This window comes from Bacillus sp. NTK034, from assembly GCF_017303275.1.
Taxonomy (GTDB): Bacteria; Bacillota; Bacilli; order Bacillales; family Cytobacillaceae; genus Cytobacillus.
Genome location: NZ_JAFKOJ010000009.1, coordinates 56,388 through 75,553 on the forward strand (window position 1 = coordinate 56,388; position 19,166 = coordinate 75,553).

Sequence of the window (19,166 nt, forward strand, 5' to 3'; positions counted from 1 at the left end):
TCCTAACAAACCAATATGCAAAAGGGGATAAGAGACCCTATATCCAGATTGAATGTTTTGATCGGAATCAGTTTCCTGTTAGGCTCCTTAAGCATTGGCCTTATGCTGGTGGCCCTGCTTTTGGGAATTGCCTGGCTGGCGCTCAGTGTGTACGGCTATAAACGGATGGACCCGGAAAAATGGGCAAAATCACTGTTTATCTTTTAGCTTGTTCATATGACAGTCCTGTTTTCGACGGTTATTATTTACTCAATGATGGGGATTATTTTTGATTTGTAAAAGCATCAAGCTGCGGATATAGTAGATTTATATTGTAATTAAGTCACTAAAAAGCCCTTCTCAAATTTGAGAGGGGCATAGTTTATTACTCAGAGTTAATCATTTTGCGGCCGCCATGAAGAAAAATGTTTCTCTAATAATCCAACTAATCCAGAAAGGATAAGACCAGTTATCGTAATAACAAATATCCCAACGAACATTCTGGCTGTTTGTAAATTCTGGCCATCAATGGTTAATTGAAAACCAATACCTGCAGATGAAGCAAATAATTCACCGACTACTACCCCGATCAAACCTTGACCAATACCCAAACGGATACCTGCTAATAAAAACGGAACAGTCGAAGGCAAAGCAATCGTTTTAAAAACTTGAAACTCGCTGGCTGTAAAGGTGCGAGCGGCTTTTATCAAGTTTTGATCCAGTGTTTGCATTGCTTTTTGTGCATTTAAAACAATTGGGAAGAATGCCATCAAAAAGACAATCAGCATTTTGGATTCAACCCCACTTCCTAATGCAATAACGATTACAGGTAATAAAGCTACTTTTGGTGTAACGTATAATCCGGAAATAAAAGGGTTTACAATGGCATTAAAAATTTTATTCCAGCCCGAAAGTACACCAATAGGTATCCCGATAAGGACGGCGAAAACAAAGCCTATTGCAAACTCATAGCCGCTTACGCCCATATTGCTCCAAAATGCAGGTTCCTGCACCATTACAACAGCAGCTTGAAATATCTCGGAAGGAGAACTGACAAACAGTGGATCAATCCATTCTTTTTTCGAAACTAATTCCCACCCTAATATAAATAAAGCAACCGAGAAGACACTTATCACGATAGTAAAGTCTTTCTTTCTTAAAACTTTTGGCTTTTCCTTTATGAGCTTCCTTGTTTCCTGAGTAATTTCAGTGTTTGCCATGGCCCGCTCCTTTCCCTTTAATGAAAACCTTGTTTAGTAGATTCTTTTTCTATCAAAGACCAAATATAATCTATTTGCTTTAAAAATTCAGGATCGCGTTTTATATTTAAATCCCGTGGTCTTGGAATTGTAACATCCACTATATCGACAACTCTGCCTGGTCTTGCTCCAAATACGAATACCCGATCTGCCAAATATACGGCTTCATCTATTTGGTGGGTAATAAACAAGCTTGTTTTCTTAGTTTCATTCCAAATTCGAAGTAACTCTTTCTGCATAAATTCCCGTGTTTGAGCATCAAGCGCAGAGAATGGTTCATCCAGTAATAAAAGAGAAGGCTCTACTGTCAATGCTCTTGCAAGATTGACACGCTGCTGCATACCTCCAGATAACTCATGAGGATAATGATTTTCGAATCCTTTCAGCCCAACCATCTCAATATACTCTTTTGCCTTTATCTTAGTTTCCCTGGACACTCGTTTTTGAATCTCCACGCCATATAGCACGTTCTGAATAACAGTACGCCAAGGAAAGAGACTTGGAGTTTGAAAGACAACAGATCGATCAATGCCCGGTCCATTTATTTTTTTTTCATCGAGTAAAATGGAACCTCTGCTTGGTTTTATTAGACCGGCCACTGTATTTAAAAAGGTTGTTTTACCACATCCACTGGGTCCAACGATACAAATAAATTCGCCTTCCTTAATATTCAAATTAATATCTTGAAGCGCAATGACTTCTGCACCCGTTTTATTGTTCACATAAGTTACGTCAAGATCATTTGATGATAGTTTATAACCCTGTCCAATCGCTGCTCCGCTCACTATATTCACCACTTTTCATTAAGAATTATTTAGGAAATGCTTCCTCTATATATTCGTTTGTCCAAATACCCCCAGGTTCTGTATTCTGTTCCTTGGTAATTCCAGTTAAATCTCCAAATTCAACCAAAGGAACTTGAGCATTATCCCAAGATTCTTTAGTCATTTCTCCATAACCCTGGAAGGTATCTTTTAAGTCTATTAATGAATTTTCCAAAACCTTAAGGTCAGTTCCTTCGAAATAGGAAGCTATGGACTCTGCAGCATCCTTTGGATTTTCACGGGTAAACTCGATTCCTTTTCCAATAGCCCGCACTACTTTAGCTGCTATGTCAGGGTTTTCTTCAAGATATTCCCGATCTGCAAATACAACTTCCCAAACCATGTTCGCATATGTGGGCTCTTCACTCGCTTTAATCACTAGTTCTCCTACACCTTCATTCTTGACTTGTGCGGCAAATGGAGGTGAACTGATCCCGCCTGAAACAACGCCTTCCTTCATACCGCCAATTTTAGGTCCAGTGCCGGCTAATTTGACCATTTTAACTGACGATGGATCAATGCCATGTAATTGCATTAAATATCTCGTATAAATGTCCCCTGAATCGCCTACTACATTTGTTCCGATGCTTGCACCTTCTAATGCAGCAACACGGTCTTTAAGGGGAGCATCCATATTTATTTTCTTTTCTTCTATGTATTCATTAGATAGGGCAATTTCAAAGGTGAGCGCTGAATTTAAAGATTGAATTGCTACAAGATCTTCACCTTTTTCCAATGGTACAAACATACTTCTGGGTCCAGAGATGGCAAATTGAGCTTGTCCTGATAAAACAGAAGCAATAACTTGTGAACCACCGCCACCAGAGGCAATTTCAGCTTTAATTCCTTCTTCTTTCAAAAAGCCTTTTTCAACTGCTACATAAAAAGGTGCCAAAGAGAGAATTCTAGCTGGTTCAGAAAAAGTAATCTCGGTCAATTTCTTCCCGGCTTCGTTTGTTGCCGGAGCGTTTCCGCCACCAGAACATCCTGCTAAAAATAAGGCTAAAACTAATAGGAGCACAGCTCCACTTTTCTTGATAAACATGTAATCCCTCCTAGAAATATTTATATAAAAAACACTTTTGTGTTTTATATATAAAACTATGTTTTGTTTTTTTTTAATTATAGCATTATTTTCTAAAAATTTAAACAGTTTAGAATTAAAAAATGAGCTGTGTACGAATTGGTTAGGTAATTTAAATCTTAAGAGTCATCTTATTTAAAATGAGTCACTCCATAGAAAAAATGTTCTGCTGTTATTCTTTTGTTTGGATTCCAATAAGGAAATAAGTCTGAAGGAGGAAAAAGATTATTTCAATTTATAACAAAATCCTGACAGTTCGATATTTCACTTTAAAAGGGGGTATTTATTATCAAACAGATAGCTCTTTGAAGGTGATGAATTCGAGTAATGTTTGCTCATTCTGGATAGAATGATGGGTGTACTCGGGATATCGTCAGGATACGAATGGAGGAATAAGGTTATGACTATTGAACATAATCGTTCAGCTAAATCAAACCATCCTGCCAGCTCAGCCCGCAATCTGTGGTCTGGTGTGCTGTTTGGCATTGGGTTTGCTGCCTTTATAGATGAGACAATTTTTCATCAGCTGCTGCGCTGGCATCATTTTTATGACAAATCCACTACGGATATTGGACTTATCTCCGACGGGCTTTTTCATGCTTTCAGTTGGTTTGCGACAATTGGAGGTTTGTTTATTTTTGCCGATCTTCGCCGGCGAAATGCATTGTGCTTGAAGAGGTGGTGGGGTGGGAAGCTGCTTGGTGCGGGAGGTTTCCAGTTATATGATGGTACCATCCAGCACAAATTAATGCGGATACATCAAATTCGATATGTAGAGAATGTATTTATCTACGATCTTATATGGAATGCAATAGCTGTATTCATGATCATAATCGGTCTTATCCTTGTTATTCGTACAAACAAGAAACAGCAACCTGAAAAGGCTGTCCCATATGAACAATAATCATATTCATCATATTGACGGAACTCCTGCACCTGATCTAATCCCTCAATTACTCGCGGCATTGCCGTTTGTGCTGAGTTTATTTATATACATCCTTGCTGTTTTCGTCTCCAGCAGAAATCACAGGCCATGGCCGGTATACCGGACTGTCTGCTGGATTTTTGGCGTTTTTTTCGCTGTCGCAGCCGTAATAGGTACCCTTGCTGACCGTGCCCATTCAGATTTTTCGGCACATATGTTCAGTCATTTGTTCTTAGGCATGCTTGCTCCGTTGCTCATGACACTTGCGTCGCCCATGACGCTTTTGCTGCGAACTCTAAGTGTTCCTTTAGCAAGAAGGCTTTTAAGGGTTCTGAAGAGCTGGATTTCGCGGATGTTTACCCATCCCATTATGGCATCCTTCCTTAATATAGGAGGGCTTTGGTTATTATATACAACCTCTCTTTACTCGCTTATGCACGAGAGCATTCTTATTCATCTCATTGTTCATTTCCATGTATTCCTGGCAGGATATTTATTTACAGTGTCAATGATTTATTTTGATCCGATCCCTCACCGGATTCCTTTTCTGTACCGTGCACTTGTATTCGTTTTTGCTTTGGCAGGGCATGGGATCCTTTCAAAGTACATTTATGCTCATCCGCCTGCTGGTGTATCAGCTTCTCAGGCTGAAAATGGAGGGATGATCATGTATTATGGCGGGGACGCGATTGACATTATACTCATATTCATCTTTTGCTGGCAATGGTCCAAAGCCAGCAGGCAAAGAGAAGATGTATCAGTAAGCCCGGAAACAGAAAGTACCAGAGGGTAATGCAGCTTGTTCAACAATGAGGGCTTCATATTAAAGTTAATTTATTCCGGTTTTCATATATGAAAGCCGGATTTTTTTATTCTTAGCTTTAGCTTTCAGGATGCAAAGAGCAGGTGTTCATTTCTAAAAGCCATTTATTTATTTTAAATTTTCTTTTAATTTAAAATATTTTATGATATTATACGATTAATTACAGTATTACTAAAATAAATTACATCTACACTATAATTTTTCAGTTCTGCTTCAAAGGAGTTCATTATGGAAGAAATTTATAAGAAAATTAAAGATTTAAGACTTCAGCATGGTTATACCCTAAAGGAATTAAGTGAACGCACTGATTTGTCAATCAGCTTCCTTTCTCAAGTAGAGAGAGGGGCAACTTCATTAGCTATTACCTCTTTAAAGAAAATAGCGGATGCACTTAATGTTAAGATTTCTGAGTTTTTCGAAGATGAGAAACCAAATCAGAATTTTATGGTAAAGGCCAGTGAACATAAGCCGTTTAATATCAAGGGCTCGGAGTTTACTTATGTTCGAGTAAATGGTGAATTTCCAGGCAGAAACCTTGAACCGCTCTTGGTTACATTAGCCCCGAACCAAAAACAGATACAGCAATTTGGCCACCCAGGTGAGGAATATTATTACGTATTAAAGGGATTTGTTATTTTTCATGTAGATGAGAAGGAATATGTTGTCAGGGAAGGTGATTCCATTCACTTTCCATCCACTTACCCGCACACGATGGAAAATCCCATAAATGAAGAATCAAGATTACTTTGTGTTTTGACGCCAGTTATTTTTTAATTGGCTGATTATAAATATCTTATTTAACGAAAGGTGGAGTATCATGCGTGTAGCTACAGATATTGGCGGGACATTTACTGACCTGGTTTATGTCAATGATGAAGGTGAAATTGGGGTTGCTAAAAGCCATACCACACCTCCCAATTTTGAAAAGGGAGTGATCGATGTTATTGAGAAAAGTGAAATCGATCAGACAGCCATCAAGACTTTTATCCATGGTACCACGGTAATTATCAATGCTCTTACAGAACGCAAAGGGGTCAGGACAGGTTTAATTACAACCAAAGGTTTCCGTGATGTGCTTGAAATTGCAAGAGGAAACCGTCCGGATCTATTTAATGTACGATACGAAAAGCCGGTGCCTTTTGTTGAGCGCTATTTACGCCAGGAAGTAGAGGAGCGCCTGAATTATAAAGGTGAGGTACTTTCTCCGTTAAACAAGGAGCAGTTAACGGCTGTTATTAACTATTTCAAGGAACAAAAAGTAGAAGCTATTGCTGTCGCCTACCTACACTCTTATGTTAATCCAGTTCATGAAATTGAGACAGTGGAATTAATAAAAAAGCTATGGCCTGAAGCAGCCGTTACAGCATCCTATGAAGTGACAAAGGAATGGCGGGAATATGAACGGACCAGCACTACGGTTCTTAATTCATATGTTAAGCCGATTGCGGCTACCTATGTAAACCGTCTGCATAATAAATTAGTAGAAAACAAGACTGACAGCCAGAATTACATTATGCAGTCAAACGGCGGTACAACAACCTTTAATAGTGCAAAACAAACCCCTATTAATATGGTAGAGTCCGGCCCTGTAGCCGGGATTTATGGTGCTGCAGTTCTTGGTGAAATCTTGAATGAGAAAAATATCATTGCTTTTGATATTGGCGGGACTACAGCGAAATGTTCTCTGATTAATCAGGGGGAGGTAAAGGTTTCAACGGATTACTTTATTGAAAAAAATGAGCGGAGTGCTGGTTATCCAATAAAAGTACCTGTTGTTGATATCGTTGAAATCGGCAACGGCGGGGGTTCAATCGCATGGATCGATGGAGCTGGTTCTTTAAAGGTTGGTCCGCAATCTGCAGGCGCGCTGCCTGGTCCTGTGGCGTATGGTCAAGGCGGAACAGAACCAACAACCACAGATGCCAACTTGCTCACTGGCAGGCTTTCTCCGGAGAATTTCGATTATGAAGTAGATTTGGAGAAAGTAAAGGCGGCCATTAAAGAGAAGGTTGCTGATCATTTTGAAATGACGGTTGAAGAAGCTGCATTAGGGATTATTCGAATTGCAAACTCCAATATGCTGAATGCATTGAAGCTTATTTCAGTAAGAAAAGGTCATAATCCCCGTGAATTTTCATTGGTCGCTTTTGGCGGAGGCGGATCGATGCATGCACCTGCATTGGCTAAAGAGCTGGGTGTGAAAAAAGTGATTGTTCCAGTCGCCTCTTCCGTGTTCTCTGCATGGGGAATGCTCATGACTGACTTAAGGCATGACTACATCCAGACATATATCAGAAGAATAAATGAACTCGATCCTGCTGAGTTGAATAACGAATGGAATTCAATTGAAGCACAAGCACTTAACCAATATCAGGAAGAGGGCGTTTCGGAAGAAAAGGTGTTATTTACGAGATTTGCAGATATTCGATATCTTGGGCAGGAGCATACTGTAAAGGTTCCTGTTCCAAATGGGAAATGGTCTAAGGAAACCCTCTCAGAAGTAGTTAAGCGCTTTGGCGATCTTCATGAACAGCACTATACCTTTAAGCTTGAAGGTACACCAGCAGAAATTGTAAATCTGCATTTAACAGCTTTTGGGAAAGTACTAAAACCTCAGATGAAAAAAATTAGTTCTATAAGCAGCGACATACAAGAAGCATACAAAGAAACACGGCCGGTCTATTTTGAAGAGGAAGGCTGGGTTGAAACAAAAGTATATTACCGGAGTTTATTTGGGAAAGGCATGCAAATTTCCGGGCCAGCCATTGTAGAGGAACAGTCTGCTTCTACGGTTATTTATCCAGGTCAGTCCTTGACTGTAGATGAGTACGGAAATCTAATCATTGAAACAGGGGTGGAATAAATGACGCAAATTGTTCGCAGTAAAGTAGATCCATTTACACTTGAGATTGTGAAAGATTCACTTGTTGCCATCGGAGATGAGATGTTTATTGCCCTTGCCAAAACATCAATGAGCCCTATTATTTATGAAGTCCTGGATTATGCGAGCGGTCTTACCGATGCGAAGGGCCAGCTTTTGACACAAGGGAATGGTGTTACAGGATTTATTGGGATGCTTTCAGATATGGTAAAGCAAACACTCAAGAAATTCGGGGATGGAAAGCTAAAAGAGGGCGATATTATCATCATTAATGATTCATATGGCGGAGGCGGTTCCCATCTTTCGGATGTGGGACTGGTGATGCCGATATTTTATAAAGGAGAAATTGTTGCTTTCTCTGCCAATAAGGCCCATTGGACTGAGGTGGGAGGAAAAGATCCAGGTTCCTTCAGCAACGATGCTACAGATATATTTCAGGAAGGCTTGCAATTTCCAAGTGTAAAGCTTTTCAATGAAGGCGAAATCAATCAGGCTATTGTCGATATCATTGAAGCGAATGTCCGATTCCCGGAATTGTCGCTGGGAGATATGTGGGCTCAGGTTGCAGCCCTTAAAACAGGTGAAAAACGGGTTAAGGAATTATGTGAAAAGCATGGGAAGCCATTATTTTTATCATCAGTAGATTATCTCCTTGACCACGGCGAACAGCTTGCGCGTCAGGAATTAACCAAACTGCCAAAGGGCACTTTTCATGCAGAAGGATTTATTGATGATGATGGCTTTGGAAATGGGCCATTCAAGATCAAAGTTAAAGTAACCATCTCTGATGACAAATTTGTTGCTGATTTTAGGGGCAGCCATCCTCAGGTTCCAGGACCTGTAAACTGTTCTTATACTGCACTTGTCTCAGCTGTACGGACTATTTTCCTCGCCATTACGAATCCTTCTCAAGATGCGAACGATGGAGTGTTCCGTCCACTGGAGGTTATTACAGATAAGGGCTCAGTTCTTTCAGCAGAACGGCCTGCTCCTGTTTCAATCTATTGGGAAAGCATGCTTGCAGGAGCGGACTTGATATGGAAAGCTCTTGCTCCAGTAATTCCACATAGGCTTAATGCTGGCCACCTGTTATCTGTTTGTTCGGTCGTATTATCAGGATTGCATCAGGATACAGATGAACCATTTTTAATTGTTGAGCCTTCTGTTGGCGGCTGGGGCGCATCTGAAGGTCAGGATGGTGCAAGAGGACAATTCTGCATTGGAGATGGCGAAACGTATAATGTTCCAGTTGAAGTAGCTGAAACAAGGTATGGCATTATGGTTGATGAGTACAGCTTGCATACAGATGGAGCCGGAGCAGGAGAGTATATTGGCGGTTCTGGTGTCATTCGCTCTTATAAAGCCCTAACCGACAACCAAATGGTTTCTGTAACTTTTGGACGGAATAAATTTGTTCCTTGGGGAATGAATGACGGGAATGACGGATCAGCTAACAAGGTTTATATTGAAAAAGCAAATGGTGAAGCCGATGGCCCATTTGGGATCTATCCCAGGTACCCGCTGAATAAAGGTGATGTCGTAAAATTAGTCACTGCCACAGGCGGCGGATACGGAGAACCTTTCAAGCGCCCTGCAGAAAAAGTAGCCAAAGATGTGAAAAATGGCTATATCACTGCATCGCAGGCAGAAGCGGACTTTGGGGTAAAAGTAAACGAGAAAACATATGCTGTCGAAGGTTTAACAGAAGAACGTCAGACAAGAGGTGAATAAAGTGGACGTATTAAATATAGAGAATATCCAGATTGATTCAAATGCCGCAGTTCCTCTTAAAACAGTATTCTCACAAAAAGCATTAGCTGGAGACTTGAAAGTTGGAACGGTTGTCATTCCTCCAGGAAAGAGAGTCCCTTTAACAGGAGTTTCGAATCATAAAGAAAATGAATATTCGATTATAGTAAAAGGTTCAATTGTAACAGAAACGAAGGGAAGAACCTATCGGGTTTCAAGCGGAGATGCAACCTTTATTCCTGCAGGGCAAGAACATATTGCCTATAATGACAGTGATGAAGATTGTGAAATTGTGTGGGTATTGGTTGGTTAACCATTTTCCCCATAAAGACCTTGCATGGGCAAGGTCTTTATTATAAGGAAATTTTACAGAATATTCCGATATAAAATCATAAGGAGTTGGACAGGGATGGAGGATGTGTCTTTAAGAAAAAGCGGAGGAAAAGATGAAGCTCTTGCTTCTGTGCCTATAAATGAAAGGCAGCACTGGATATCACCTGCCATCATTTTTGGGGGACTTGAATTTACAATTCCAGTTTTAATGGTTGGTGCAACATTGACAGCAAGCTTTGGTCTCGGGAAGCTATTCTGGATCCTGGCAGCAGCTTTGTTTATTTTCCAATGGATCGGTAATGCCCTTGCAGGATACATCGGTGCAAAAACTGGCCGCTCATCGTCAGTAATTGCCAGAACAAGCTTTGGGTCCAATCAGGCACGATTTATTGTAGGATTGACTATATTTATCGTTTCAATGGGGTGGTGGGCACTCCAGACAGCTGTGGCAGGAAATGCCATAGCAGCGATGTTTGGAATAGATTATCAGACTGAGTGGTTCCTTTGGGCCATTGTAACCATCATTGCCGGCCTTCTATTTGCCCTTCCATCCATTATTGGATACTCCTCCATGAAGTGGACAGATTATTTAGCTGTCCCTGCTGGATTATTATTAATTGCAGGCGGCATTTTCTATGCTTTAAAAAATATCGGCTGGGAAAAGATAGCATCCTGGAACCCTGAACCACAAATGACTTTTCTTGCTGCCGTCAGTTTAGTAATTGGCATAAATGTTTCACAATGGGTCATTGCCTCAGATTATACACGCTATGCGAAGCCTGCAGTAAAAGACAACGTACTAATTCCCTTGGGCATAATTGCCGTTGGTTTTCCGCTATTCTATGTAGGCGCCATCATGTCCATAGGGGTTGGCGATGCGGATATTGTAAATGTCATGATGAACTTAGGATTTCCGGTATGGGGATTCCTTATCTTATGGTTAGCCACTTGGACCAGTCAATTGGTAAATAACTATAGTATGGGTCTGGCATTGGCTAATATGCTGAATGTTAACTCGAATAAAGGGAGAGCCTTGCTGACTTTGGCTGGTACGATCATTTCCATTGTCATTGCTTTAGCAGGCATACTCGATTATTTTATGGATTTTCTTTATATGACGGCTTTAATTTATCCAGCCATTGGCGGTGTTATGATGGCAGATTTCTTTTTTATCAGAAAACAGCAATGGACCGATAATAAAGGATGGAATTGGATGGCTACCATTGCATTAGCAGCCGGAACTTTTGTCGGCTATTATACTCAATATGTACATTCTTTTGGCCTCCCAGCTGTACAGTCCATAATTGCTTCAGCACTTGTTTATATCATTGCCATGAAAATCAAAGCAAGAGTGGCACCTGATCACTTTACCGAGATTAGCAGCGAGCCAGACTCATATTCTTCTGGTAATGTTAAAATTCTATAATCTATTCAATAATGCCTGTTCTCAATATTTTTGAGAACAGGCATTTTGATTGTGGACTTCACATTATTGAATTCTTGATTTGCGTATCCCATCAAAGATACTCATTCCAGCATAAAAGATAAATACAATCATGATGCCGCCAAGCAGCCAGTTTTTAAATTGTGCGGCTGAGATTGAGAATAAATCAGTCATGTATGCTGTGAATTCAGGCTGGAGCAAATTCGGGTTCAGTAAAATGAAGATGAACACGATGGTAGCAAACAATTCAAGGACGGTGTTGAAGATCGCCATCCTTTTCGTCCATTGGCCAATGATTAATTTGTAGAGTGCCAATCCCACTTCGAGCGCAATGATGACCACAACAATTGGCCAGTATCCGAGCAGAACCTCCTGGTTTACTGCGGCAATCTGGAACTCCAGTCCTTCACCGCCGCCTCTATAGATTCCCATTAGCCGGTCTGCATAAAAGTACAGGGTTGCCCAAATGGCAGTCCACATTAAGCTTCCAAAAACCTCAAACTTGGAAATGGCTTTCTTCTTCGGAATATACGTGATGCTTTTCAAATCTTCCGGAGTCCACGGTTTTAAGCTTGGCGACAACGGATGCTGCTCTTTTCCTTTATCCAACCTCTCAATAACCGCGAACACAATCGTCAGCCAGAAGAATACCTGAACCGCCACTTCAATCAGTCTCCAGATTCCATAGCCCATGAAACCGAGCACCGCATTGATGATGGTATCATCGCGGTTAAATTCAAAAATAAACTCGGCAGCAACGGAAATCAATGAAATGGCTGCGGCAATCGGCAGGATCATTTTTAATAATGACACATAAACATCAAAATAGCGCGGCCCGATGAGATGCATCGGCTGATCCCGGTATCCGGCTGCTAAAGCGGCAGGGCTTCCCAATTTACCGAGGACCTCCTTAACATCCTCCTCATTGTAATCATCCGGAAGCATATCCCCAATCGTTGACTGCAGCTCGAGTGCGATGTCCGCACGACTCTTTTCAGGCAGCCTCCTGGTCACTTCCTGTATATATACCTCAATTAAATTCATCTTCCTCATCCCCTTTCAACAGCCCGAATAGCTGTTTGGAATTGTTGATCCATTCCTCTCTTAATTTCAGAAAAGTCTCCAGTCCCAGATCACTCAATACATAATACTTACGTGGCCTGCTCTCAGTATGATCCCAGCTGCTGGTCACCAGCTCCTGTTTTTCCAGACGCCGCAGCAAGGGATATAACGTGCTCTGATCAATATTTATGCCGGAGTCCTCCAATAACTGAACCAGCGAATACCCGTATTGCGGTGTCCGCAGCTGGCTCAGAACCGCCAGTGTCAGTGTTCCTCTCCGAAGCTCTGTTGTTAACGAATTCAGCAGCGTACTCATTTACTCACCTCGCTTGATATACTATATGACATACACTATATGGTTTATACTATGTATCATACAGTATGGACGTGACAATAATCAACTGCTTCTTTTCAGTTTTTTTGTCAATAAATCTGGTACTGCTTGGATAAGCAGATGTGCAGGCCAAACACTTCCATTTGAAATCCAGGCTCAGGTGGGCAATGTATTCATTTTTATAACATCGGGACTATGGTCTGTCCAAATAAATTTTCAGAAATATGATGGTTATATAGGAGGTGATAGTATGTTTGGTTTAGGAAAATGCTGGTGGTGTGAACTGCTGCCATTGGCTTGTGAGGGATGTGCCTGCAGTATTCTAAGGAATGCGAGAGAAGGGCAGGAGTTTTTGATTATGCTGAAAGGTACTGCGGAATTTTTAGCTTTAGGTCCTGGTCAAAGCCCTCAGGCTACTGAGTTTTCTTTTGTCCGATTTAAAGAAGATTCGTGCTGCGCAATATTTACCTTCTCCCAGCAGCCGGGAGCTGTTCCGGCAGAAAGAGAATTTATCATTGATTGCCGAAGCATTGCTGCTCTTTCTCCATTACCTTCTCCTCTCTAATATGAAGGTTCATCTGTATGTGGTCCACTTTTTTTCTGGGGTGCTTAAGCGTGAGAGTAAAAAAAACATTGGGCTTATCCAATGTTTTTTACAATTTAATGCTGTTTATCCAGCGCTAACTTTAATCCAAATCCAATTAGAACAAGCCCTGTTGCTTTATCCATAAACCTTTGAACTTTTGGGGACATAAGCCATTCCCGCATGTAATTGATAAAATAGACATAAATGAAAAACCAGGTTATGCTCAGCAGTGTGTAAATAATTCCCATGATGATCAGCTGCTGTGATGCATTTTCGCCTGTCTTCACAAATTGCGGCAGAAAGGTTAGGAAGAACATCGCAACCTTGGGATTGAGAACATTTGAAAGGAGTCCCTGTTTAAAAGCAGACTTTTTCATATCGGAATTAACCTCAGTTTCAATGCCAGCATCTTTCTTCCTTTTCATCGAGATGAATGAAGATAACCCGAGATAAATCAAATAAACAGCCCCTGCATATTTAATGATTTCAAATGCAGCAGCAGATTGCATTAAGATGGCTGATAGTCCAAAAGCAGCCGCAAAGGTATGCAATAAAGAGCCGGCTGTAATCCCAAGTCCCATTTTATAGCCATCTGTCCTTCCGTCTGCAATCGTCCTTTTGGTAATAAGGGCTGTATCGATCCCTGGACTCATTACCACAAACAATGAAAGAACCAAAAACGTAAAGAAATCATTCATTTTCTTCACTCCCTGCTAATGTGTTAAAATACAATTTAACAGATGTTAAATATAATTTAACATACGATGAGGATTTTTTGTTCAAATATTTTAAAAAATTGAGGAGCGGGGTTATGGAAAATATAGATATTGGCAAAAAAGTGGAGAAATTCAGGAAGGAGAAGGGCTATAGCAGCAGAGAATTAGCCAGAATAGCTGACATTACACCTTCCATGTTAAGCCAGATTGAACGGGGGATCGCGAATCCTTCCATTCAAACCCTGAAGGTTTTAGCCAAAGCTCTTGATGTTCCGACCTTCAGTTTTTTACTCGAAGAGACGAATACGGAGGATTTAGTCGTGCGAGTCAATGAACGTAAACATATGGTGGTTGAAAACATTTCCTATGAATTATTGTCGCCTGATTTTACCGGAACACTGGCAACCGCGATCATGAATATCCCACCAGGAACCTCCTCATCGGAGAAGCTTTTGGAGCATAAAGGGGAAGAGGTTGCTTATGTATTGGAAGGGAAAATCAAGGTGTACCTGGATGAAGCTGAATACATATTAGAAGCGGGTGACAGTGTCAAAATACCAGCTTATATGAAGCATAAGTGGGAAAATAATTTTGATGGAAAAGCTGCTATCCTTTTCTCTGTGACTCCGCCATCCTTTTAATCCGGACCCGCGACCTATGTGTCCGGGGCAGCGGGCCGGATTCATTTAGTGAGGAAGCGGGGGATCGAAGATTATCCATAAAAGAAGAATGCTTATAAAGGCTAACACCCAGGCAGCCCATGGCTTCCATTTATGGATGGGCAGCAAGGAAAAAGTCACAAGGTTAAAAAGAAAGGAATAGGCAAGTGTCCATCCATACTGATGAATGATGCTTTTATTAAAATAAGCAATTAATTCGATACCCTCGAAAATCAGAGCCCAGAAAACAACCCAGCCTATTCTTCTGAAAATGGTTTTAGGAAATCTTCCCAAGTACACCACAATAACAGATGGATAGATTAGAAATGCTATGGCTGTTGCAATAATGGTGTGTGTGGGAAGTATATAGTGATCAATCCATACAGGACGGAATTCCCAAACCCTGAAGTCATGAAGCAGCGAAGCATATAGCAGGTCGCCTATAATCCAAAATAATAAGGTGGGATAAAATTCATTCAGCCGTTTCCAGGCACCAAACAATAAGCTAACGATGATGAAAAAGACAACAAACGATGTTTGCATAACATAACAAGCCCCTCAATAACCATTTTGTAAGCAGATTCTTTTAGCTGATAAACAAAAAGAAGCCTAAAAATCCACATGGCTGCCAAGGTCAAACGCTCTGCCTGTAGATTGTTAGGAGCCTTCTCGTTTTGAACATTCCTTTTATCCAGGGTATATTTATTTTGGTTATATTAATGAATATTATTAGCGTGAATGTTATTGAAAAGTATATAGATTTAATTGTTGCATACAAGGCAGATAAAGCAGGAATGGATATAAGAGTGGGCAGCTGTTTTTCGCTTTTAAAGAATTTCCCCAAAGCTTGAATATAAGGGGATTGGAGGAGGTTGAGGATTATGCCAATTCTTCTTATTTCTGTAGAATATTTTTTTGGAAAAAAGGATGAATTGTATTTGTATCGTATGGTTTTAATTTGTACTCTTCTTATTTCAGTTACATCCTTGTTTGGTTGAAATCATGAAAATTGTAAAATGCAATATTTTAAATGGATTTATCCGTTAATAAGCATCTGAAATTTTAATGATCACTTTTCCTTGAGCGTGACCTTCTTCAAAGTATTTGAAAGCTTTATCCACTTCACCTAATTTAAAAGATCGATCAATGACTGGCTTTACTCTGCCTGCTTCAATAAGTTCTTTCATATAAATCAGGTCTTTCTGGTTTTGCCTCTGCAGCATGCTGCCCATTTTTTTATTTCCTGTTAAAGAAATCCACGGACCCAGGACCATTGCCTGTGTAAATTGTGCTCCTGAACCTCCGGCAAGCACATAAGTTCCATTAGATCTTAAAGCCCGCTTATAAACAGAAATCGGCTGATAGCCGTTAACAGCCAGAATCAGGTCATATTTCTCTGTCCTTTTGGTGAAATCCTCCTTTTTATAATCGATGGCATGGTCCGCTCCAAGCGTATGTAAAATGTCTAAATTTCTTGTACTGCATAAGCCGGTAATCTCTGCACCAAATGATTTGGCAATTTGTACGGCGAAAGTTCCCACACCGCCTGAGGCCCCATAAATCAAGACCTTCTGGCCTGCCTGAATATTTCCTTTATCCCTTAGGGCCTGTAGTGCCGTGACTCCCGCCATAGGTACTGCGGCTGCTTCCTCAAAGGAAATATTAGCTGGTTTTAAAGCAAGGGCCTTTTCAGGGACAGATACATATTCAGCAAAACTGCCCCACCCGCAGCCGGAGAGATCTCCGAACACTTTATCGCCTGGATGAAACTGTGTGACTTCTTTGCCCACTGCTTCCACTTGTCCTGCAATGTCACCACCTGGTATCGTGTGCTTTGGTTTTAGAAGACCGTAGGCAAAGCGTGCCAGGAAAGGTTTTCCTTTTAAAAGGACAAGGTTTCCATAATTCACAGACGATGCGTGAACCTTGACGAGTACCTCTTGATCCTTGGGTACCGGTGTTTCTATATCGGTCAATCTAAGATTTTCTGGAGAACCATATTTTTGATACACGATTGCTTTCAGAAAGAATCCCTCCTAATTATTCAGATAACACATGAATACCATTTAAGATGTCTATTCATACTATTCCAGGAAGAAATATTCAAGACTATAATCCTGCTTTTCTGATTGTTTTTTGCTGATGAAGAAGGCGGGTCCATATAGCCTATTTTTAAAATTTTTTATAATATTCCTTTACAGGAATATTCCTAATGGTGTATATTATTCTTAAGGAAAGTTACAATAAGGAAGCGGGGGTGGGATCTACTATTGAAATGGGAAAAGTGAACACAATCACACTGGGAGATGATTCAACATGAACGGGCAAATTTTCAGTGCACTGGCTGAGCCCAACCGCCTGGATATCATTGACCTGCTGCTGGAAGGAGCGCTTCCGGTGGGGGATATCGCAAAAAAACTTGAGTTGAACCAGCCCCAAACTTCCAAGCATCTTCGCGTTCTTTGTGACGCTGGCCTTGTGGAGGTTCAGCCGATCGCCAACCGCAGGATTTATAAAATCAGGCCTGAACCGTTTCAAGAACTGGATAGGTGGCTTGATTCCTATCGTCGATTATGGGAAGGCAGGATGGATAGGCTGGATGATTACCTTAACGTATTGCAGGGCAAAAAACCTTTGAATTGATGACATAAAAATGGAGTAAGCTCAACAAGATCTGTCTCTTGAGTTACAGACGGTTTTAAAAATACAGCTTCTAATGGAGGAGTAACAATGTCAAATAATGCAATGCTTTCAAGAGTTGAAGATGAACGAGTGCTGGTATTGGAGCGCGTATTCGATGCACCGCGCGAGCTTGTCTTTAAAATGTTTAAAGAGCCGGAACACCTGAAACATTGGTGGGGGCCGAGAGGCTGGGAGCTCCCAGTTTGCAGCGTTGACTTCAGACCTGGTGGAGTATGGCATTATTGCATGAAGTGTGTTGACCGGAATCAGGGCCAATTCTATGGCATGGAATCCTGGGGCAAGGGGATATACAAAGAAATTAGCGAGCCGGAGAGCATCAGCTATACTGACTACTTTTCCGATGCTGAAGGGACTATTAATGAGGAAATGCCATCTACAGAAGTGACTCTGGAATTTGTGGATGTCGACGGCAAAACAAAATTAATTAACCGTGGAGAATATGTATCCGCAGAGGCGCTCCAATCCGTAATGGAAATGGGTATGCTGCAGGGCATTACAGATACTTGGAATCGTCTGGAAGAACATTTGAACGAGATCAAATAACGATATTTAACATACAGAAGGCAAGTTTTGCTGAAAATTTATGAATTAACATGGCGTTAATCCTAGAAGGATTAACGCTTATTTATGAATTACGCTTGTAGGTGCAACCGATAATCAAAGTTCCCTTTTGATGTGGATTTTTTTTATTCACTAAAGGGTGAAAAAAATCGTCTTGACTATTTAGGATGGGAGGAACAATTGGCAATTCGAGATTGAGGCTTGATGAAGTCAATATATGATCTATTTGGAAACTAAAGACAAGGGCTTGGTTAGAATTAGTTTTTATAATTTTTAGGTGTTGAAAACGATGAAGAATAGCGCGCAATGCAGCACGCTATTTATCTAAGATCAGATTTGATTTGGCATCGTTTCTATTTATGAGGCGTCCTCTAGATATAAATCCTTCTTCTCGAAAACTGAAGTAAACGCCATCTGCATATATTTTTGGTAGGTTTTGTACTATTTTCTTTAATTTAGGCTCCAATCTATATCTTGGAAAGTCGTTTTGTTTTTTAAAAGGGCAAATATCCAGTGTAAGAGCTTATTTACACAAGCAATAACAGCTACTTTAAAAGGTTTTCCTTCTTCACTTTTTTTATCATAGAACTCTCGTAATTTCTTATTTCGAGGAATAATCTCATCGCTTGTTTTGCTCTTACGACAGTCACGAATCGCACAACGAACAGCAATATATAAGGCGTGACAAAGCCTACTAGATCCTCTTTTCGTGATTCGGTTTTGGGTGGCTGTAAACTTACCTAAACTTACTCTATTTCCCCAATTTCTGAAATGATCGTTGCAGAGATCTTTTCTCAGATACCTGAGATAGATTTGATAATATTATATTCTTCAACTTCTTTTGCGAGGGCATCTATCTCTGACTCTAACTTGGATAGGTGTTCTTTGTATTGAAGAATGATGGTTATATACATACCAAGACTCAATAATTTGACGCTGATACAAAGTCTTTTCAAACGGATGTCGGTTTGCGGCAGCTTTGAGTTGAATAGCTTTTTCATAATTACCTGATTCTACTCCTAAAAATTGTCGCACGTACCTTTTAATAATCGTGAAATATCCTTATAGAATACGGTATATCAAAAAATATAATTAAGTTAGCATTTCTTATAACTTTTGCCTGCCCAGTGATGATTATGAACACCCTCGATAATCCATCTTTTCGTACTAACCTATTGATTTAAATATTTATCTTTGTCTTCATTAGTTCTTCTTATACAATATTCAATCTGCAAATAGTATCA

20 protein-coding genes and 2 pseudogenes are annotated in these 19,166 nt (G+C 40.4%); 13 read left to right on the forward strand and 9 right to left on the reverse strand.

Annotated features, from left to right (window positions below; translation table 11 throughout):
• Positions 1 to 48 precede the first annotated feature (48 nt).
• Positions 49 to 279, forward strand: a pseudogene (locus tag JI665_RS21805) (protoheme IX farnesyltransferase); the annotation flags it as partial.
• A gap of 95 nt (positions 280 to 374) precedes the next feature.
• Here JI665_RS21805 and JI665_RS21810 read toward each other — a convergent pair.
• From JI665_RS21810 to JI665_RS21820, 3 genes are read right to left on the reverse strand one after another with little or no spacing between them, the layout of a single operon-like run.
• Positions 375 to 1,199: an ABC transporter permease gene (locus tag JI665_RS21810; protein WP_206844096.1), complete on the reverse strand. Its 825-nt coding sequence runs from the start codon at positions 1,197 to 1,199 to the stop codon at positions 375 to 377.
• Between the two features lie 17 nt (positions 1,200 to 1,216).
• Positions 1,217 to 2,023, reverse strand: coding sequence for an ABC transporter ATP-binding protein (locus JI665_RS21815; RefSeq protein WP_206844099.1), 807 nt, complete (start codon positions 2,021 to 2,023; stop codon positions 1,217 to 1,219).
• A gap of 25 nt (positions 2,024 to 2,048) precedes the next feature.
• The gene (locus JI665_RS21820; protein ID WP_206844101.1) at positions 2,049 to 3,107 is read right to left on the reverse strand and encodes an ABC transporter substrate-binding protein; all 1,059 of its coding nucleotides are present in this window, start codon (positions 3,105 to 3,107) and stop codon (positions 2,049 to 2,051) included.
• 439 nt (positions 3,108 to 3,546) lie between these two features.
• Between JI665_RS21820 and JI665_RS21825 the strand changes: the two genes are divergently transcribed.
• From JI665_RS21825 to JI665_RS21855, 7 genes are all read left to right on the forward strand, one after another.
• Positions 3,547 to 4,050 carry a DUF2243 domain-containing protein gene (locus JI665_RS21825; RefSeq protein ID WP_206844104.1) on the forward strand — a complete coding sequence of 168 codons (504 nt, stop codon included), beginning with the start codon at positions 3,547 to 3,549 and terminating at the stop codon, positions 4,048 to 4,050.
• Complete coding sequence (locus JI665_RS21830; RefSeq protein WP_206844106.1) at positions 4,040 to 4,864, forward strand: cytochrome c oxidase assembly protein; 825 nt, start codon at positions 4,040 to 4,042, stop codon at positions 4,862 to 4,864. The genes JI665_RS21825 and JI665_RS21830 overlap by 11 nt, the downstream gene beginning before the upstream one ends.
• A gap of 258 nt (positions 4,865 to 5,122) precedes the next feature.
• Entirely contained in the window at positions 5,123 to 5,668 is a 546-nt protein-coding gene (locus JI665_RS21835) for a helix-turn-helix domain-containing protein (RefSeq protein ID WP_206844108.1), read from the forward strand.
• Between the two features lie 43 nt (positions 5,669 to 5,711).
• Positions 5,712 to 7,757: a hydantoinase/oxoprolinase family protein gene (locus JI665_RS21840; RefSeq protein WP_206844111.1), complete on the forward strand. Its 2,046-nt coding sequence runs from the start codon at positions 5,712 to 5,714 to the stop codon at positions 7,755 to 7,757.
• Positions 7,758 to 9,506: a hydantoinase B/oxoprolinase family protein gene (locus JI665_RS21845; protein ID WP_206844114.1), complete on the forward strand. Its 1,749-nt coding sequence runs from the start codon at positions 7,758 to 7,760 to the stop codon at positions 9,504 to 9,506.
• A 1-nt stretch (position 9,507) separates the two neighbouring features.
• Positions 9,508 to 9,837: a cupin domain-containing protein gene (locus tag JI665_RS21850; protein ID WP_312886280.1), complete on the forward strand. Its 330-nt coding sequence runs from the start codon at positions 9,508 to 9,510 to the stop codon at positions 9,835 to 9,837.
• A gap of 96 nt (positions 9,838 to 9,933) precedes the next feature.
• Entirely contained in the window at positions 9,934 to 11,283 is a 1,350-nt protein-coding gene (locus tag JI665_RS21855) for a purine-cytosine permease family protein (protein WP_206844119.1), read from the forward strand.
• Between the two features lie 63 nt (positions 11,284 to 11,346).
• Here JI665_RS21855 and JI665_RS21860 read toward each other — a convergent pair whose 3' ends face one another.
• A complete protein-coding gene (locus tag JI665_RS21860; protein WP_206844122.1) occupies positions 11,347 to 12,345 on the reverse strand; it encodes an HAAS signaling domain-containing protein in 999 nt (332 codons plus the stop codon).
• Complete coding sequence (locus tag JI665_RS21865; RefSeq protein WP_206844125.1) at positions 12,332 to 12,679, reverse strand: PadR family transcriptional regulator; 348 nt, start codon at positions 12,677 to 12,679, stop codon at positions 12,332 to 12,334. Before JI665_RS21865 ends, JI665_RS21860 begins: the two co-directional genes overlap by 14 nt.
• Before the next feature lie 268 nt (positions 12,680 to 12,947).
• Between JI665_RS21865 and JI665_RS21870 the strand changes: the two genes are divergently transcribed.
• Positions 12,948 to 13,262 carry a hypothetical protein gene (locus JI665_RS21870; protein WP_206844127.1) on the forward strand — a complete coding sequence of 105 codons (315 nt, stop codon included), beginning with the start codon at positions 12,948 to 12,950 and terminating at the stop codon, positions 13,260 to 13,262.
• A gap of 95 nt (positions 13,263 to 13,357) precedes the next feature.
• On the opposite strand, the gene JI665_RS21875 is transcribed toward JI665_RS21870, so the two are convergent.
• The gene (locus JI665_RS21875) at positions 13,358 to 13,981 is read right to left on the reverse strand and encodes a LysE family translocator (RefSeq protein WP_206844130.1); all 624 of its coding nucleotides are present in this window, start codon (positions 13,979 to 13,981) and stop codon (positions 13,358 to 13,360) included.
• 113 nt (positions 13,982 to 14,094) lie between these two features.
• Here JI665_RS21875 and JI665_RS21880 point away from each other — a divergent pair, with 113 nt between their 5' ends.
• Positions 14,095 to 14,640, forward strand: coding sequence for a cupin domain-containing protein (locus JI665_RS21880; protein ID WP_206844132.1), 546 nt, complete (start codon positions 14,095 to 14,097; stop codon positions 14,638 to 14,640).
• Between the two features lie 45 nt (positions 14,641 to 14,685).
• On the opposite strand, the gene JI665_RS21885 is transcribed toward JI665_RS21880, so the two are convergent.
• Positions 14,686 to 15,201, reverse strand: coding sequence for a CBO0543 family protein (locus JI665_RS21885; protein WP_206844134.1), 516 nt, complete (start codon positions 15,199 to 15,201; stop codon positions 14,686 to 14,688).
• A 131-nt stretch (positions 15,202 to 15,332) separates the two neighbouring features.
• On the opposite strand from JI665_RS21885, the gene JI665_RS21890 reads away from it, so the two are divergent.
• On the forward strand, positions 15,333 to 15,509 hold the full coding sequence (locus JI665_RS21890) for a hypothetical protein (RefSeq protein ID WP_206844137.1): 177 nt from the start codon (positions 15,333 to 15,335) through the stop codon (positions 15,507 to 15,509).
• A gap of 192 nt (positions 15,510 to 15,701) precedes the next feature.
• Here the strand turns inward: JI665_RS21890 and JI665_RS21895 are convergent, their stop codons facing one another.
• A complete protein-coding gene (locus tag JI665_RS21895; RefSeq protein WP_206844545.1) occupies positions 15,702 to 16,682 on the reverse strand; it encodes an NAD(P)-dependent alcohol dehydrogenase in 981 nt (326 codons plus the stop codon).
• Between the two features lie 292 nt (positions 16,683 to 16,974).
• Here JI665_RS21895 and JI665_RS21900 point away from each other — a divergent pair, with 292 nt between their 5' ends.
• On the forward strand, positions 16,975 to 17,301 hold the full coding sequence (locus tag JI665_RS21900; protein ID WP_048008571.1) for an ArsR/SmtB family transcription factor: 327 nt from the start codon (positions 16,975 to 16,977) through the stop codon (positions 17,299 to 17,301).
• 87 nt (positions 17,302 to 17,388) lie between these two features.
• Positions 17,389 to 17,904: an SRPBCC domain-containing protein gene (locus JI665_RS21905; protein WP_019382113.1), complete on the forward strand. Its 516-nt coding sequence runs from the start codon at positions 17,389 to 17,391 to the stop codon at positions 17,902 to 17,904.
• Positions 17,905 to 18,372: 468 nt separating this feature from the next.
• Here the strand turns inward: JI665_RS21905 and JI665_RS21910 are convergent.
• Positions 18,373 to 18,921: pseudogene (locus JI665_RS21910) on the reverse strand (IS110 family transposase); the annotation flags it as partial.
• Between the last annotated feature and the right edge of the window lie 245 nt (positions 18,922 to 19,166).

Excerpts from the sequence above, each read along its gene's own strand:
- JI665_RS21820 (WP_206844101.1), bottom strand. The coding sequence starts at position 3,107 with ATGTTTATCAAGAAAAGTGGAGCTGTGCTCCTATTAGTTTTAGCCTTA.
- JI665_RS21855 (WP_206844119.1), top strand. The coding sequence starts at position 9,934 with ATGGAGGATGTGTCTTTAAGAAAAAGCGGAGGAAAAGATGAAGCTCTT.
- JI665_RS21885 (WP_206844134.1), bottom strand. The coding sequence starts at position 15,201 with ATGCAAACATCGTTTGTTGTCTTTTTCATCATCGTTAGCTTATTGTTT.
- JI665_RS21835 (WP_206844108.1), top strand. The coding sequence starts at position 5,123 with ATGGAAGAAATTTATAAGAAAATTAAAGATTTAAGACTTCAGCATGGT.
- JI665_RS21875 (WP_206844130.1), bottom strand. The coding sequence starts at position 13,981 with ATGAATGATTTCTTTACGTTTTTGGTTCTTTCATTGTTTGTGGTAATG.
- JI665_RS21845 (WP_206844114.1), top strand. The coding sequence starts at position 7,758 with ATGACGCAAATTGTTCGCAGTAAAGTAGATCCATTTACACTTGAGATT.
- JI665_RS21810 (WP_206844096.1), bottom strand. The coding sequence starts at position 1,199 with ATGGCAAACACTGAAATTACTCAGGAAACAAGGAAGCTCATAAAGGAA.
- JI665_RS21830 (WP_206844106.1), top strand. The coding sequence starts at position 4,040 with ATGAACAATAATCATATTCATCATATTGACGGAACTCCTGCACCTGAT.
- JI665_RS21825 (WP_206844104.1), top strand. The coding sequence starts at position 3,547 with ATGACTATTGAACATAATCGTTCAGCTAAATCAAACCATCCTGCCAGC.
- JI665_RS21900 (WP_048008571.1), top strand. The coding sequence starts at position 16,975 with ATGAACGGGCAAATTTTCAGTGCACTGGCTGAGCCCAACCGCCTGGAT.
- JI665_RS21860 (WP_206844122.1), bottom strand. The coding sequence starts at position 12,345 with ATGAATTTAATTGAGGTATATATACAGGAAGTGACCAGGAGGCTGCCT.
- JI665_RS21905 (WP_019382113.1), top strand. The coding sequence starts at position 17,389 with ATGTCAAATAATGCAATGCTTTCAAGAGTTGAAGATGAACGAGTGCTG.
- JI665_RS21840 (WP_206844111.1), top strand. The coding sequence starts at position 5,712 with ATGCGTGTAGCTACAGATATTGGCGGGACATTTACTGACCTGGTTTAT.
- JI665_RS21870 (WP_206844127.1), top strand. The coding sequence starts at position 12,948 with ATGTTTGGTTTAGGAAAATGCTGGTGGTGTGAACTGCTGCCATTGGCT.
- JI665_RS21880 (WP_206844132.1), top strand. The coding sequence starts at position 14,095 with ATGGAAAATATAGATATTGGCAAAAAAGTGGAGAAATTCAGGAAGGAG.
- JI665_RS21865 (WP_206844125.1), bottom strand. The coding sequence starts at position 12,679 with ATGAGTACGCTGCTGAATTCGTTAACAACAGAGCTTCGGAGAGGAACA.